The 15,713-nt window shown below is 65.8% G+C and carries 13 protein-coding genes and 1 pseudogene; 9 read left to right on the top strand and 5 right to left on the bottom strand.

What is annotated here, in order from left to right; all coding sequences use genetic code 11:
- Positions 1 to 11 precede the first annotated feature (11 nt).
- A complete protein-coding gene (locus tag F466_RS0101770; protein ID WP_018993321.1) occupies positions 12 to 959 on the bottom strand; it encodes a polysaccharide deacetylase family protein in 948 nt (315 codons plus the stop codon).
- A gap of 57 nt (positions 960 to 1,016) precedes the next feature.
- Complete coding sequence (gene wecB, locus F466_RS0101775; RefSeq protein WP_018139533.1) at positions 1,017 to 2,159, bottom strand: non-hydrolyzing UDP-N-acetylglucosamine 2-epimerase; 1,143 nt, start codon at positions 2,157 to 2,159, stop codon at positions 1,017 to 1,019.
- 239 nt (positions 2,160 to 2,398) lie between these two features.
- Here wecB and tviB point away from each other — a divergent pair, with 239 nt between their 5' ends.
- Entirely contained in the window at positions 2,399 to 3,688 is a 1,290-nt protein-coding gene (gene tviB, locus F466_RS0101780; RefSeq protein WP_018139534.1) for a Vi polysaccharide biosynthesis UDP-N-acetylglucosamine C-6 dehydrogenase TviB, read from the top strand.
- Positions 3,689 to 3,700: 12 nt separating this feature from the next.
- On the opposite strand, the gene F466_RS0101785 is transcribed toward tviB, so the two are convergent.
- A complete protein-coding gene (locus F466_RS0101785) occupies positions 3,701 to 5,080 on the bottom strand; it encodes a hypothetical protein (RefSeq protein ID WP_018993322.1) in 1,380 nt (459 codons plus the stop codon).
- Positions 5,081 to 5,213: 133 nt separating this feature from the next.
- On the opposite strand from F466_RS0101785, the gene F466_RS0101790 reads away from it, so the two are divergent.
- The 6 genes from F466_RS0101790 (at position 5,214) to F466_RS0101815 (ending at position 10,791) form a co-directional block, all read left to right on the top strand.
- Positions 5,214 to 6,674 carry a VanZ family protein gene (locus F466_RS0101790; RefSeq protein WP_018993323.1) on the top strand — a complete coding sequence of 487 codons (1,461 nt, stop codon included), beginning with the start codon at positions 5,214 to 5,216 and terminating at the stop codon, positions 6,672 to 6,674.
- A complete protein-coding gene (locus F466_RS0101795; protein ID WP_018993324.1) occupies positions 6,655 to 7,395 on the top strand; it encodes a class I SAM-dependent methyltransferase in 741 nt (246 codons plus the stop codon). Before F466_RS0101790 ends, F466_RS0101795 begins: the two co-directional genes overlap by 20 nt.
- A gap of 347 nt (positions 7,396 to 7,742) precedes the next feature.
- Positions 7,743 to 8,453, top strand: coding sequence for a hypothetical protein (locus F466_RS0101800; protein WP_018993325.1), 711 nt, complete (start codon positions 7,743 to 7,745; stop codon positions 8,451 to 8,453).
- Between the two features lie 52 nt (positions 8,454 to 8,505).
- On the top strand, positions 8,506 to 8,772 hold the full coding sequence (locus F466_RS0101805) for an HPr-rel-A system PqqD family peptide chaperone (RefSeq protein ID WP_026296394.1): 267 nt from the start codon (positions 8,506 to 8,508) through the stop codon (positions 8,770 to 8,772).
- Positions 8,772 to 9,683, top strand: coding sequence for an HprK-related kinase A (locus F466_RS0101810; protein ID WP_018993327.1), 912 nt, complete (start codon positions 8,772 to 8,774; stop codon positions 9,681 to 9,683). Before F466_RS0101805 ends, F466_RS0101810 begins: the two co-directional genes overlap by 1 nt.
- Entirely contained in the window at positions 9,673 to 10,791 is a 1,119-nt protein-coding gene (locus F466_RS0101815; protein WP_018993328.1) for a nucleotidyltransferase family protein, read from the top strand. The genes F466_RS0101810 and F466_RS0101815 overlap by 11 nt, the downstream gene beginning before the upstream one ends.
- A gap of 11 nt (positions 10,792 to 10,802) precedes the next feature.
- Here F466_RS0101815 and F466_RS0101820 read toward each other — a convergent pair whose 3' ends face one another.
- Together F466_RS0101820 and F466_RS13615 are read right to left on the bottom strand one after the other, a co-directional pair.
- The gene (locus F466_RS0101820) at positions 10,803 to 11,573 is read right to left on the bottom strand and encodes a S1C family serine protease (protein WP_018139542.1); all 771 of its coding nucleotides are present in this window, start codon (positions 11,571 to 11,573) and stop codon (positions 10,803 to 10,805) included.
- A gap of 210 nt (positions 11,574 to 11,783) precedes the next feature.
- Positions 11,784 to 11,882: pseudogene (locus tag F466_RS13615) on the bottom strand (formyltetrahydrofolate deformylase); the annotation flags it as partial.
- Positions 11,883 to 12,379: 497 nt separating this feature from the next.
- On the opposite strand from F466_RS13615, the gene F466_RS0101835 reads away from it, so the two are divergent.
- Together F466_RS0101835 and F466_RS0101840 are read left to right on the top strand one after the other, a co-directional pair.
- Positions 12,380 to 14,677 (top strand): hypothetical protein, encoded by a 2,298-nt coding sequence (locus tag F466_RS0101835; RefSeq protein WP_018993329.1) that lies wholly within the window; start codon positions 12,380 to 12,382, stop codon positions 14,675 to 14,677.
- Entirely contained in the window at positions 14,674 to 15,651 is a 978-nt protein-coding gene (locus F466_RS0101840; protein WP_026296395.1) for a hypothetical protein, read from the top strand. The genes F466_RS0101835 and F466_RS0101840 overlap by 4 nt, the downstream gene beginning before the upstream one ends.
- Positions 15,652 to 15,713 lie beyond the last annotated feature (62 nt).

Here is a 15,713-nt window from a genome sequence, read left to right on the forward strand (position 1 = left end):
TGTTCGCACCTTCAGTGGGCTGAAGCCAGATTGCGCGCAAGCCGCAGGCCAAAGCGCAGAGGTGTTCGATCCCAGGGGGTAAAACGCGGGAGTTGCAGCGGATCCGTGTCGCGGCCGGCGGCACCGGCCATGGTTGATACGGCGGCGTCGAACCCACTGGCACGCACCATCTCGACATGCTCCGGCGCATAGTCCTTGCCGGGACGACCGTTGGGATAGGCAAACAGGCGCACGGGACGCCCCACCAGGGCCTCGAGTTCGGCCTTGCCCTCCGCAATTTCCTGCTGCGCGGTCTCCGCATCGGTCTCCGCCAGAATCGGGTGCAGGACCGTGTGCCCGCCGATCCCCATGCCGGCATCGGCCAGCGCGCGAACCTGGTCATCGGTCATCATCAGGTCGCCGGGGGGCATGATGTGGAAGCGCGCGCCCAACGCCTCGGCGCGACGGCTGCGTTCGGCCAGCGGCCGATATTTGAGGGCCCCGATCAGGGCGTGGATCGTGGCGCGGCGCTGCGCCATGGACTCCAGTGGACGCGTGCCCAGTCCCTCCGGGGCCAGATCCACTGCCATGGAGGGAATCCGGCGAACCGTTTCGATCAGCATGTCGTTGAACATGCAGCCGCCATTCAGATAGCCGGTGGCGACAAAGAACGTTGCCGGCACCCCCTCCTCGCGCAGGATCGGCAACGCGATCTCCGCGTTGTCGGCATAACCATCGTCGAAGGTGACCGCTACGGCCCGGGCGGGGAGCCGGCCTTCCTGCAGGCGCTTGATGGCCTCGTCCAGCGGCAGCGGGCTCATCTCCCTTGCCAGCAGGCGCATCTGCCAGCGAAAGGTCTCGGCCACCGGGTCTTCCGGTCGCAGCGGGTCGGGGTCCGCCAGCACGCGGTGATAGGCGAGGATCGTCAGGCGTGCGCGCCGGCCTTGCGGCGACAGCATGGACAGCGGTACTCGCAGCATGCGCACGATCTCCTGAACCCGCTCGGGGCGTCGGTCGGGGGAGCGCGAACGTACCGGTCAGGATTTTCTTGCGTGATTCAGCCAGTCAGCCACGACGGCCACGATGCGTTCTGCGGCATTGCCGTCCCAGTACTCCGGGATGCGCCCCTGTTTGCCCCCATGGTCCATGACCTCGCGGAAAGACTCCATCAGTCGTTGCGGATCATTGCCTACTAAAATATTGGTACCTTCATCGATCGTGATCGGCCGTTCCGTGTTCTCGCGCAGGGTGATGCAGGGCACCCCGAGGGCGGTGGTCTCCTCCTGCATACCGCCGGAGTCGGTGAGCACGACACGGGCATCCTTCATCAGTCCCAGCATCTCCAGATAGCCGGCCGGCGGCAGCACGGCGATCGGTGCCTCGCGCAGCGCAGACTCCAGCCCGAAACCTTGCAGACGGGCCTGGGTGCGGGGGTGCAGCGGGAATACCAGCGGGAGCTCCCGGGCGATGGTCACCAGGCTGTCGACCAGACGCTCCATCACCGGTGCATGATCGACGTTGGAGGGGCGGTGCAGGGTCAGCACGCCGTAGGCCCCGCTGTCGGAAAACGTATCGGCCTCCATCCCGGCCGCCCGCAGGGTCTCCTGCCACGGTACGGCACGGTCCAGGTTGTACAGCTGGGTATCGATCATCACGTTGCCGACAAAGTGCACCCGATCGGGGGCGATACCCTCGCGCGCCAGGTTGTCGCGGGCGTGGCGTTCGGTGATGAACAGCAGATCCGAGATCTGGTCGGTTAGCACCCGGTTCACCTCCTCCGGCATGCTGCGATCGAAGCTGCGCAACCCCGCCTCCACGTGGATGACCCCGACCCCCTTCTTGGCCGCCACCAGGGCACAGGCAATCGTGGAGTTCACATCGCCCACCACGAGAATGGCGCGAGGCTGCACACGGTCCAGCACGCCCTCGAAACGCATCATCACCTCGGCCGTTTGCACGGCATGCGAGCAGGAACCCACCTCGAGGTTGATATCGGGATACGGGATTTGCAGATCGGTAAAGAAGCGCTCGTTCATCGCCGGGTCGTAATGCTGCCCCGTGTGCACAAGCTGCGCCGGTATCTCGGCTTGCTGCAGGGCCCGCATCACCGGGCCGATCTTCATGAAGTTGGGGCGCGCGCCCACCACGCACAGGATGTCGCATTGCGAATCTGTAGACATATAGAGATCCCGTCGACCCCCCGACACGCCGGTTTGGCTGGGGCATTAGCGCCCAATGTAGTTCGAATTGAGGGAAATGGGCATAGGACGAAAGGACGAAATTTGTGCAGATTTTTCATCATTGTCCCGCCATCCATGTTGTGCCTAAGCTCGCAATACCGTGGCTGCCCAGGCGCAAAAGGCACTGACCTGGTGAGACGCCCTGCCACTCAACTCGCTGCACGGAAGAGCCCTCACTCATGCATGCACTCCCCTCATCGGAAGAGATTCGCCTCGGGGTTATCGGACTGGGTTATGTCGGGCTGCCGCTGGCGGTCGAGTTCGGCCGGGTCTGGCCGACCCTGGGATTCGACATCCAGCCCGGCCGCATCCAGGACCTGAAGAACGGCATCGACCGCACCCGCGAGGTCGAGCCGGAAGATCTCGCTGCCGCGACGCAGCTGGACTACACCACGGAACTCGGGGCGCTGCGCGCGTGCAATGTGTTCGTGGTGACCGTGCCGACGCCGATCGATGCCCACCGCCGACCGGACCTGCGCCCCCTGCTCGGGGCCACCCATACCGTGGGCCAGGTGCTCAAGCGCGGTGACGTGGTGATCTACGAGTCGACGGTCTATCCGGGGGCGACGGAGGAAGACTGCGTCCCGATCCTGGAACGGGAATCCGGGCTGACCCACAACGAGGATTTCTTCACCGGCTACAGCCCCGAGCGGATCAACCCCGGGGACAAGGCGCATCGGGTCACCTCCATCAAGAAGGTCACCTCGGGCTCGCTACCGGAGGTGGCGGACTTCGTCGACGCCCTGTATGCGCGCGTCATCACCGCCGGTACGCACAAGGCCGAGAGCATCCGTGTCGCCGAGGCCGCCAAGGTGATCGAGAACACCCAGCGCGACGTGAACATCGCCCTGATCAACGAGCTGGCGCTGCTGTTCGAGCGCCTGGGCCTCGATACGGAAGCGGTCCTGCAGGCCGCCGGGACCAAATGGAACTTCCTGCCGTTCCGGCCCGGCCTGGTGGGCGGGCACTGCATCGGGGTGGACCCGTACTACCTGACCCACAAGGCCCAGGCCGTCGGGCACCACCCGGAGATGATCCTGGCTGGGCGCCGCGTGAATGACGCGATGGGGGCGCACATCGCGGACGCGACCATCCGGGCGCTGGTGCGCAAGGGGATCAATCCGGTGGGGGCGCGCATCCTGCTGATGGGCCTGACCTTCAAGGAAAACTGCCCGGACCTGCGCAATACGCGCGTGATGGACATCTACCATACGCTGAGCGGGTACAACACGGAGGTCGTCGTGTTTGATCCCTGGGTCGACCCGGAGGAGGCCGAGCACGAATACGGCATCACCCCGATCACCGCGCCTCCCGAGGCGGACTCGTTTGACGCCATCATCGTGGCGGTGCCCCACCAGGCGTTCCTGGACATGGGAGTGGAGGCGATCCGTGCACTCGCGCACCCGCAAGCGGTCCTGTTCGATGTGAAATCGGTCTTCCCTCGCGAGGCCAGCGACCTGCGCCTGTGACCGCGCGGGCCGCTACCGGGCTGCCGGCCCGACGCCTTCGCGCCGCCCCGGATTGGCCTCGTAGCCGCCCGCGTAGGCCCCGAATCGGGGCTGACTGCGATCGCGGTCGTTGTAGTCGCGACCCAGACCGGGAGGTAGAGGACTTTGGAACTCGGGCAAACCTTCGTACCCCGGCATCCCTTCCAGCGGGAACAGATCGAGCTCCGCAAGCGGCCCGCGCGGGCGCACCAGGTAGGCCGAAGCCCGTTCGAAGCCGGCCTCGTGGTTGATTTCCGTTTGCGCCGTGCGCGCGGCATCAATCGCGGGGTCGGCGAAGACCGCATTCCCGGCAATGACCTGTTCATAGCGCCGATCGCCGGGAACCAGTCGTATCCCGAACTCTCGTGCGACCACGGTGTTGTGGACGATCAGGACATCCTTCGGGATGTGGTTGTGCGGCTGCACGATCAGGGCACTGCCGGCATCGTTGAAAAACAGGTTGTTGTACAGGGCCAGACGGCCTTCGCCCTGAAAGAGGCGCTGGTGGGGGTTCTGGTAGAAGAGGTTGCCGTAGATCCAGTACCAGTCGTGCTGCCCGGGTCCTTCGGGCGGGAAGTGCCCTACCAGCAGGTTGGGCCGCGCGCGATGGCCGCTGCTCGCGCGCTCCGCCTTGCTGAACACATTGTGACGGATGATGGTGGCATAGGGTTCGGTCGGCATCCCCGCGCGCGGGGCTCGCGGACGCTGGTGCTTGATCTGCATGTTGTAGCCCAGGGTACGGCCAATGAAGTTGTGCTCGATCAGGCCCGCGACAAACGGCCCCGTACCATCCGGCCGACCGAGATACATGCCGGTGCCGACATCGCGAATGTCGTTGTGGCGGATGGTCCAGTTCCAGGCGGCGGCACGGGTGGTGATGCCGCTGTTGCCCTGCGAACGGTCGTAGCCGCGTATGGTCAGGTGCTCCAGCGTGATGTCGTGGGCGTATTCACTGTCGTGCTCGACCACGACCCCGGCAATGTTGTGCCCGCCCCCCTCCAGGGTCAGGTGCCGGATCACCAGGTGCGCGGCATTGATCAGGCGAATGGTATTGCTGCCCGAACGACCGCGGAGGATGGCCGGGTCTCCAGAATCCGGGCCGGTGATCACGATTGGCCGCTCGGCCGTCCCGCTAACGCCTCGCAGCACCAGCGGCTCCGGGTATTCGCCCGGGGCGAGCTGAAGATGATCGCCAGGGCGCAGCTGGCGCACGGCACGGCGCAATCCCTCCGGGTCGGTCTGCAGCACGCGGGTCGCGGCTGCGGGGGCCTCGGACGCCCCGCCCGGTCGTGGCATGTCGGCGCCCGCCGTCATCATGGCCAGCAGCATCACGCCCGCCAGCACCCATGCCCGGGACACAAGCGAGTGGAACATTGACCGCCCTGCCGTCATCACCGCACTCCCTGCCCGGGGCCTGCGAAACCAGCCCGCGCTCTGGCGATTGGAGGGGCCATACTCCGGTGTATGCCCCCTTGTCAGGTTAGACCATGTGCGAGCGCGGCAACCCATGACACGCAGACGCGAACCACTGGCCCTGTGGACCTGTGTCATCGGGGCGTGGCTGTCCCTGGGATTTGCCCTCTACCTGACGTTGCTGCCGTTCGAGTTCGGCGGGATGGGTCTGGAGGAGGCGTGGTCACTCTACCGCGACATGAGCCTGCAGGGACCCGGCGCCAGCGGGCGCGCCCAGTTCATGGCCAATGCCATGATGTTCATGCCGCTGGGCTTTTTCTGGATGGCCTGGCTCACCTATGGCCGCAGTCACCTTGTATGGCACCTGGGTGCCCTCGCGCTGGTCGCCCTTCTGGGGCTGGCGGCCACGGCAACGGTGGAGTTCCTGCAGATCTGGCTGCCCTATCGCTATCCGGCCGGGGCGGACATCGCGGGCAATTTCCTCGGTGCGGTGGTCGGGGCCCTGATGTGGTGGGGACTGCGCCGGCCGCTGCTGCGCTGGCGAGGCCAGCTCGCAGGCCCAAACCGTGTCATCGTGCCTGCCGTCCTGATCGCCTATGCGATCCTGTACGTCGCGATCGGCCTGGCCCCATTCGACCTGGTCCTGTCCACCGCCGAGTGGAGTCAGCGCCTCGACTCCGACACCTGGGGCCTGTGGGTCGCAGCCGGGGCCTGTACGTCCGGTCTTCGCTGTATCTCCGAGCTGGGCCTGACACTGGTAGCCAGTGTGCCCGTCGGGATCCTGCTCGCGTACGGACTCGGACGGCGCCCGTCCGCGAACGGGACCGTGCTGGTGACCCTGGCCGCGCTCCTGGCCATCCTGCTGGAGGCCCTGAATCTTGCCACGCTCTCGGGGATCGCGGAGGGCCGATCGGCCGTGCTGCGGGGCGCCGGATTTGTCACAGGCATGCTCCTGTACGAGTACCTCTCGCCGCCGCAGGTGATGCAGACCCTGCGGCGTGCCGCGATCCCGCTCCTGGTCGTTGCGACGCCACTCTACGGGGTCGCGCTGCTCGCCCTGAACCACGACCTGGGCCCCTACCAGTGGGACCGGGCGGCCATCTCGGCGCAATGGGCCCAGCTCAATCTCTGGCCGTTCTATTACCACTACTTCGTCGGCGAGACCGTGGCCCTGCGTAGTGCGGCACTGCATGTGGCCATGTACCTGCCGCTGGGCGCGCTGATATGGCTGGCGCAGATCCGGCGCCCGCTGCATCCGCGCCAGTTGCAGTGGCTGGCCGCCCTCGGCGGGCTGCTCGCGGCTCTGCTGATGGAAGGTGGCAAGCTGCTGGTCGTGGGGCTGCGGCCCGACCCGGCCAGCCTGGTCCTGGCCACATTGGCCGCCTGGGGCATGGCGACCGCGCTGCACTTCCTGACGCGCCTTGCTACCGAAGCCAGTACCACGAGCCACACCCGGGCCCGGCCACCCGGTTCGGCGCCAGTCACGGCCGAGCGGTCTACAGTCATCAGCGAACCATCCAGGCGGGAACACGAGCGTGACGAACTCCAGTTTTGAGCAGCGCTGGCGCCAGCGCTTTACCCAGCGCGGCAGCCAGTGCGACGACGACGCTGCAATCGCGGGCTGGACGCCCACCGGGCTGGCCAGCCGGGTGCGGCAGTTCCAGTCGCTCTGGCATCAGGCCCGTCCCGAAGGGACGCGATGGCTCGATATCGGCTGCGGTGCCGGCACCTATACCCGGCTGCTGCAGGCCGAAGGGCGCAGCCCGATCGGGCTGGACTACTCCGCCCCGTCGTTGCACAAGGCGCGACAGCGCAGCCCCGCGTCGATCGACTGGCTGGCGGCGGATGTCCACCACCTGCCGTTCGCCGATGGCGAGTTCGATGGCGTGCTCTGTTTCGGGGTAATGCAGGCGCTGGCCGACTCACGCCCAGCACTCGCGGAGATGCATCGCGTGCTGCGCCCCGGCGGCGAGATCTGGGTGGATGCGCTGAACGCCAGGACCTGGCCCACCGTGCTGCAGGAACGCCGACGGGTCCGGGCCGGAAAGGCACCCCATTTGCGCTACGAGGCCACCGACTCGCTGCAGGCAGCCGCGCGGGCCGCCGGCCTGCAGCCTCTGGCGTGTTACTGGCTGCCCCTGGTTCCGGGCCGGCTGCACGGGCTCCAGGGCCCGGCCGAGAGCCGCTGGGCGAGGGCCCTTTGGCAGGCATCGCCGTGGATCGCGGAGCGGTTGTGTCACTCGTTCATCCTGCGTACACGCAAAGGGCAAATGTAAAAGGGGGTGACACTCCTTCATGCCACCGGGCGTGCCGGCATTGGCGAACGACCACAAGTGTCAGCGCCTTTTACAAATCACTTCTCAGAAAAGCCCACGCCGGACCCTTGGTATGAGAAAAAGCCTTCCAAACAGCCGATTACATCGTTGTTGATTTGGGGTATAGATATTGCTCTGTGTTTTGGTTGTCGCGGCGAATACGTGCGGCAATAAAAAATATCGCGACGGAATGCGAGGACCCGGGTAACCCGGACTAGTATCAAACCAGGAGTCTGGATTGTCCGCGTCTCCCTGGACGCGATACCGATCCAACCAACGCCCGGTCCCGAAAATTCTGGAGGGACACGATGGAACAAAACGACAACCAGGACTCAAGCCGGCGCCAGGAGGGGCTGGGTACACACGGCCACAATCGGCGGCGTCTGAGCCGGGCGATGCTCGGGGCCACCCCTCTGCTGATGACCCTGCATGCCTCGCCATTGAAGGCGGCCGGTGCGAACTGCATGCCCTCGGGCTGGGCGTCCGGCAATGTGTCGCGCCACGATGGTCCCCAGGACTGCGGCGGCCACTCCCCCGACTACTGGAGCGGGGGCTATGACCCGACGCATGCCAGTCTTTCACAGAATGTAAGTGGCCAGGGCCGTGGCGGCGGCGGTCAACTGTTCAACAGCGCCTCCTTCCACAGCCATCCGGAATGGCGGCTGGCGGTGGAGTCCGGCGTGCTGTTCGACTCGAACTACGGCTTCCCGGGCGTGAGCCGGGGCTTCCAGGAAGAGGAAGGGGACCTCACCATGATCGGGGCCGTCTCCGCTTCGGTGTTCGTGCTGGATGTGCAGGGGGCCGCCGAACGCGAAGTGATCCGCTACGGGACCGCCGCACTGTTGAATGCCCGATACACCAACGGGTACCCGCTCTCCGAACGCCTGGTCCGGGACATCGTCACCGACACCCTGGAGCATGGCCACTACGAGACTGATGGCGGCGACCGCCTGTACCCCGAGCAGGTGTATCGGTTCCTGGAGAACACCATGGGCCTCCCGAGCTGGGGGTCCGCCTGAGCCATTCATTCCGTAATGGCCGCCGTAATGGCCGGAACCCAGGGGGAACGATATGTCGCGCCGCAGGTGGCAACGGACTGACGGGCTGCAACAGCGCACCCTGGGGCAGGAGTGCGTGGTGTTTCACCCCGGGGCCGGTACCACCCACCTGCTGACACCCGCGGCCGCCGCACTGATGGGCGGTCTGGGCGAGGGCACGGCGATGGACGAGGCCGCCCTGGCGCGACACCTGGGCCTGTCGACGGAAGACGCGGAGGCCGAACTGGAGCGCTGGCTGTCGAGCCTGCAATCGGCTGATCTGATCCGGGAACGCCCCTGATGCGGATCGCGGATCTGGGACAGGCCCGGCTCCAGCGCAGCCTGACGGGCCGTGGCCTTTATCTGCGCACTGGCCCCTTCACCAGCCGCATCCAGAGCCCGATCGCCAGCGTGGCCCGGGGTATCGAGTCGCTGTACCGGGACTTCGAAGTAGCCGACCACTCGAGTTTCTACGACTTCCACTGCGAGCTGCGCGCGCCGCGTTCCCACCGCCGCTTCTATCGGCCCCAGGTCCTGTTTCTCGCCGACCGTCGCAGCGTCTTCAAGCCCCTGGCCTACCACCAGGCCTATCCGATGTTCGAATGGGGACTGAACTGGTGCATCGCCAACCAGGTGCCGCATCGACTGGTGCTGCACGCGGCCGCCCTGGAACGCGACGGGAAGGCTTTGGTCCTGCCCGCCCCGCCGGGCTCCGGGAAAAGCACGCTTTGCGCAGCCCTGGCGCATCACGGATGGCGCCTGCTGACGGACGAGTCCGTACTGGTGGACCTGGCCTCCAGTGAGGTTTCCGGACCCGCGCGGCCGGTCAGCCTGAAAAACGACTCGATCCGCGTAATCCGCGATGCCTGCCCCTCGGCGGTTCTCAGCACACCGATCGCGGACACGCTGAAGGGCGCCGTGGCACACATGCGCCCGCCGACGGATGCCGTGCGCCGCAGTCACGAGACCGCCCGGCCCGGGTGGATCGTGTTCCCGCACTACCAGCCAGGAGCCTCTACCCAGCTGAAACCGCGCACGGCGGGTTCCGGGTTCATGCAGCTGATCGCCAATGCCTTCAATTACGCCGCCCTCGGTGCACGAGGCTTTCACAGCGCCGGACGACTGGTCGAACAGTCCGCATGCTTCGACTTTTCCTACAGCCGTCTGGACGAGGCTATAGAGCAGATCAACAGGCTGGCCGATGGACGCTGACACCGCACTGCGCCTGGCCCTGGCACGGCCGGAGAGCATGGCCGAGCGCACGACGGCCGAATGGGCCCCGCTACTAGCGGCCGCGCGCGAGAGCGCCCTGCTGGGTACGCTCTGGCACCTCGCGGACGACGCGGGCCTGGCGGACGGCCTGCCGGAACCGGTGGCCAGCCACCTCTGGGGCGCCGCCCTGATCGCCGAGCACCGTTCGCAGGCCCTGGCCTGGGAACTGCGCCGCCTGGACAACGGGCTGCTCTCGCGGATGAGTCCGGGTGTCGCGCTGAAAGGGGCGGCCTACCTGGCCGCCGGGCTGCCGAATGCGCGTGGACGGCTGGCCAACGACATCGACCTGCTCTTTCCCCGCAACGAGGTGGAACGGGCCGAGAAGCTCCTGTTCTTCGAGGGCTGGTCGGGCACGCACCACAATGTCTACGACCAGCGCTACTACCGCGAGTGGATGCACGAACTGCCGCCACTGGTGCACCAGAACCGCGGCACCACGCTGGACCTGCACCACAACATCCTGCCGGAGACCTTCCGCGGCCACCCCGATCCCGCACGCCTGCGGCAGCAAAGCCAGGCGCTCCCGGAACCCTTCCGCTTCCGCATCCTGTGCCCGGCGCACCTGGTACTCCACGCAATCGTGCACCTGTTTTCGGAGACGGAATGGGATCGGGGCCTGCGCGACCTCTACGACATCCATGTGCTGCTCAGCCATTTCAGTGCACGTGACGGCGACGCCTTCTGGGAACACTTCGTCGCGGAAGCCGAGGCCCAGAACATCGCCTGGATGGCGGAACGCGCGCTGTGGGCCACGAACCGACTACTGCTGACCGAGATCCCGCCCGAGCCCGTGAAACGGCTGGCCCGGGCACGCGCGGGCATTGCCCTGCGGGGACTTGGCCGCTGGGCGTTCGTGCACGGGCTGCACACGCGCGCCGGCTCGGTCACCCCGCGCCGCGATGCGGTCGCACGGGGCATGCTGTTTCTGCGTGGGCACTGGCTCAAGATGCCGACCGGCCTTTTGGCGCGACACCTGTTCCACAAGGCCTTTCTCGCCGAGAAACCGGAGACGGCCACAGTCCAGCCGCAGCCGGAACAGCACGGTTAGGGAAACACTGATCAATCGCCCGCCCGCGAGCGGTACTGTTCCAGCAGGGGGCGAATACGGTCCGATGGGATGGCGTAGGTGATCCCGCTCGGATTGCGCACGGCCGCTTCCCGCCCGCCCTGGACATAGACCTGGTTGATTACTCCGATCACCTCGCCGGTGTCCTTGCGGTACAGGGGACTGCCGCTGTTGCCCGGGTAGGCCGTGGCATCCAGCTGGAAGACCATTGGCGGGGCATTGCGCAGGGCGCGTATGCGGCTGTCATCCAGCTCCGCGGCACGGCGCGCCGGGATCGCCATCGGGGTCATCGCCGAGATGCCCGCGCGATGCGTGGCCGGGTACAGCCCCAGGATCATGCCGATGGGGTAGCCGGTGAACGCGACCTCTTCTCCGACCCGCACCCGGCTGGAGTTGCCGAGTTGCAGCGCGGGAAGGGAGGGCGCGGCGATGCGCAACAGGACCAGGTCATCGCTCGCGGCACGGGCCACGACCTCGGCATGATGGATCGTGTTGTCCCGACCCTGGCCACTGACCACCACCAGCCTTTCGCGGTTGCCCTGGTCCAGACTCCCGGGCAGGACATGATCGTTGGTGACCACCAGACGGCCATCGTCGATCACAAAGCCGGTCCCGAGGTACTGGGCGCGCGGGCTGCGGGTGGGCTGATAGGTCGCGATACTCACGACCGAGGCCTTCACCCGCTCGGCCGTATCGGGCAGCGGATCGGCGAGCGCGGGGCCCGGCCCAACTACCAGGGCGAGCAGCGCAAGCGGTATCGCCATCCACAACGGGGCCCGCGGGCGCCGGTAACGAACGGGCCATCGAAGGCCCCCAAGAAGGTGTCCCCATCCCCACATGCCGCGCCCTCCAGCCCTGTTGCCAACCCTCTAGAGAATAGCGCGCAGAGCACGGCCCGACGGGCCTTCCGGGCATGCAATAACTCAGCCGTGCGGCGGCAAGAAGGGGGGCCAGACTCAGCCCCGGCTAGGCGGTCAGTCGAAGACGACGGTCTTGTTGCCGTGGGTGAGGACGCGGCCCTCGAGGTGATAACGCAGGCCGCGGGCGGGGGCCCAGCGTTCCACGTCGCGGCCCACACCACTGGGTCGTTCGGCGTGGGCCTTACCGGTTGCGGAAGGCTGATGCCGGCAAGCTGGAGTGGTCCGTCTGGTGCTGTCTCCCGTGCCAGGATTTCGATGGCACTGGCCCGGGGCGCCGGTGCCATAAGCGAAGCCAGGTCCGCACCGAGGATGTGCGCCCCGGCTTCCGCTTAGTCGAAGTCTTTGCGATCCAGCAGGCTGGCATGCTCCTCGAACAGACGATCACGATTGGCGGCATCCAGGTGCGTCTCCACAGGGAGCGTCCTTTACCGAGGAGGTCCCGTTCTCGGCAAGGATGAACGGGGTTGGCGGGTGTCGGAGCGCCAAGAGCGGTGCCACCACGGACGGAAAAAGTGATCCCGTTCAAAAGCGCTGAATAAGCCTTGGTTTTGTCGGTGCATTGACGCATGGCACTACGAGTACCATTTGGAGCCCGAACCAATATGCCGCAACCCAAGCGGTGCTGAAACGACAACTGAAAGGGACTTCGAATGCAGTACCGTTATGCCCTGCCCGTGCTGTGCGCAGGTCTGCTCGCCGCGTGTAATCCCTTCGATGATGACAAGGTCCGCTTCCAGCCGGATGCCGGCGACGAGCGTACCTTCCAGGTGGTCCAGCTGGTCGAAGCCGACGTCGAGTCACCGTTCGGTAACCAGACTGAGCAGTTAACGACCGAGATGCTGGTGAGATACCGGGTCGAGGAAGGTGACGCCGGTCTGGTCATCCGCACGATCCCGCTCTACTTCATGGCCGGGGACGGCCGTGGCCCTCTGTTCAGTAGTGTTGAGGTGGGCTCCCGCGACCTGTCGGTGCTTGGGAACATCATGTCTGCAGGCTTCCTGGCGGATCTAGACCCCGAAGAAGGGCGAATGACCGGGTTCCGGGCCGCCGACGGTGAGCTCTGGGCCCAGTTCGAGGAGGAGCATCCCCATATCTCCGAGGTCATGGGTGATCTGGAGGAGCAGCTTGGGCAGCCCGGGCTCCTTACCGCCTTGCCGGCGGAGGAGGGTGCCGAACTCACCATGGACGGATGGGGCGAATGGCCTGAACTGGGCGTCACGGTTGCGGAGGTGTCCGACAGTCACGTCACCGTGTTGGTGGAGGCGGAGCGACAGGGTGACAGGGTCTTTGGCGTGATGGTGCTCGACCGGGAGACCGGATGGATGGAGCGCCTGTTCGCCGTGTCCGAGACGGACATGGAAGAGGACCGGTTCAGCGGACGTGTCAGGCAAAGCCTGGCCATGGTGCCGGAGGGCTGGGAGCATGACTTGCCAGGAATGTTTGACCTGGCCCGACACAATGCCGGCCTCGAGCCGGAGTTGGCAGAGCTATGGGAGCCTTATGGCGCTGCCACAGAGGACGCAGCGGCCAGTGCCGATGAAGTTTGGCCCTCCGATATCGGCGTGCTCGACCGCGACAACGGTCGCGAGCTTCAGCTGAAGCTCGAACACCTGATCAACCCGGAAAGCGTCCAGACGTTCGGTCAGATGCGGGTTTCCGGCCTGCGGTTGCTGGACAAGCACGGAGACGAGGTGGATCTGGCGGTTCATTCCTCGCCGCCGACGATGCAGTACGGGTTCGATGATTCTCGGCGAATGAGCACCGTGCATACCCTCCATCCGCTGGGCTGGCAGGATATGACCGACCGGCTTCAGGCGGTCGAGGCAATCCAGGCGGAGGCCGCCTGGCACCCGGTCACGGTACATGAAGTTGAAATAAGCCTTGATGACGAGGCCGAAACCCGCGAGGTCGAGACAGGCGGAGCGCGGTTCAAGGTGACGGCCCTGGATGCCGCCGGCGAGTACCGGGTGGACTACTGGGGTGGGCCGGGGCAGCTCTATCCCTGGTGGATCAGCCCGGCTCCGGGTGCAAGAGGAATGCTGCTGAGGACCGAGCCCGATGCCTTGCCAGAATGGTTCGGGTTCGAGGAGGCTGTGATGCTGGATTCGATACGCCATGAATACCAGCGGGTCAGCTTCCATCTCGCCTTCGACGAACCGCCGGAGCAGCTGACCTTGCCCGTTTACAGCCATGCGGATGAGCCGGCCTTCACCCGTTCGCTGCGTTACATGACGCGGGAGCAGCGCCTGGCAGACCTGGATGTCCCACCCCCCGGCTCCAGGCCTCTCTTCCACCAGACCGAAGAGGACTTCGGTTCGGCAGACGGGCGGCTGTCGGACCCGGGCGGTGAGCCGGTGCCTTTCGGAGAAGAAAGCAATCAGCTGCATGTGGTGCTCAGCGGCGATCAGCAGCTCCGTTGTCGGCTCACCGTGGAGAACGATGCGCAGGTTCAGGGACGCGCCCTGGTCTGGACGCCGGAGAGGAGCACCTGGTGGTCCGGTGATGAGGGCGTGCAGTTGCCGCACAGGCAGCGTTACACCCTGCGCACCGAAGATGGACATCACCAGTACTTCTACGACCTGGAGGTCGAGTCGCGGTTGCGTTGCCGCGGCGGCGACGAATGGGTGCCTGTCCGGCACGCTCTGGATGACCGCCCCTGGATGGTGGACCTGCGCGCGCTTCTTGGTGACGAGTTCGATGAGGATCTCGCCATGCGCACACTCCTCACCGATTACCGTTTCCTGGACGCCCAGGGGGAGGCCCTGGGGGTGTTGCCCAATGGCCGGGAAGAGCTGGCAGGCGGATTGGCAGAGGCCAGCCTGTCAGCCTACCTGGAGGAGGAGCATTACATCAGGGTGATGGGAGAGGCCGTGGGTGTCGAACAGCGCGTGGCCCGCGATGAAACCCTCGACCGTCGTTGGACCAGCGAGCTGCCGCCGCTTCCGTGAACAAGCAGGCGAAGGGAACCCTGATCATGAAACATGGCATCCAAACCCGGCTGGGCGCCGTCCTGCTTGCCGCCGTCCTTCTTGCCGGTGCCCCGTCCCTCGCCGTTGCCGATGACCAGCCCGCTGCTCAAAACGAGGGTCACCACCATGAGGCCGAGCGCCTGCCCCAGAGCCATTATCAGGCGAGAGACAGGGAGGGCAAGCACCAGCGTTTCCATGACAATGGCGTACTCGCCGAGGAGGGGCAGTACGAGGCCGACCAACGTGTAGGTGAGTGGCGAAGCTATAACGAAGACGGTGACAAGGTGGCCTTCCGGCTTTACGACCAGGGCCGTCTTGTGGTGGAGCGCCGTTATGACGATAGCGGTGAATTTTCCCGTAAGGTGGAGCCCTGGGATACGCCCCATGGCCCGGGCAGCCGCATTCGCCGGTTTAGCGAGCAGGAACTGGTGGAAGAGGTGATCGAGACCTACACCGGCAACTGGGCTTCGATCAGGCTGTTCGATGACGAAGGAGCCGTTAAAACCCGGGGAGAGCGGCTGGACGGACAGCGGGTGGGGACCTGGCAGAAGCCGAAAGAAGGGGGCGTGTTGACCCGCCGCTACGACGATCAGGGGCATCGGCATGGCCAGTGGGTTCTCGAAAGCAAATCGGGCGAACGCCTGCAGTGGGGGGCCTACGATCGCGGTGTTTCGGTGGGCGAGTGGCGCTACAGAGACGGTTGGGCCCAGGAGCTTAGCGAGGGTCGGTTTGATGATGCGGGTAACCGGGTTGGTGAATGGCGGGTCTTGAACGAGCACGGTTACGTTCGGCGAAAAGAGTCCTATCGGGAGGGTCGCATTGAGGGTCGGCGGTATCACTTCCGTGACGATGGCAGCCTGGAGCGATATGCGGACTACTCGGGCGGCGAGCAGGTCGGGCCATACACCCACTTCGAACCGGGTGATCGCGATGGCCGTAAGGGCTACTGGTGATCATCCTGGCCGAAGGTCAGTGCTCAGTGGCAATAGCGACCGATGCTGTCGGAATTGAAACA

It is taken from the genome of Thioalkalivibrio sp. ALgr1 (assembly GCF_000378285.1).
Taxonomy (GTDB): domain Bacteria; phylum Pseudomonadota; class Gammaproteobacteria; order Ectothiorhodospirales; family Ectothiorhodospiraceae; genus Thioalkalivibrio.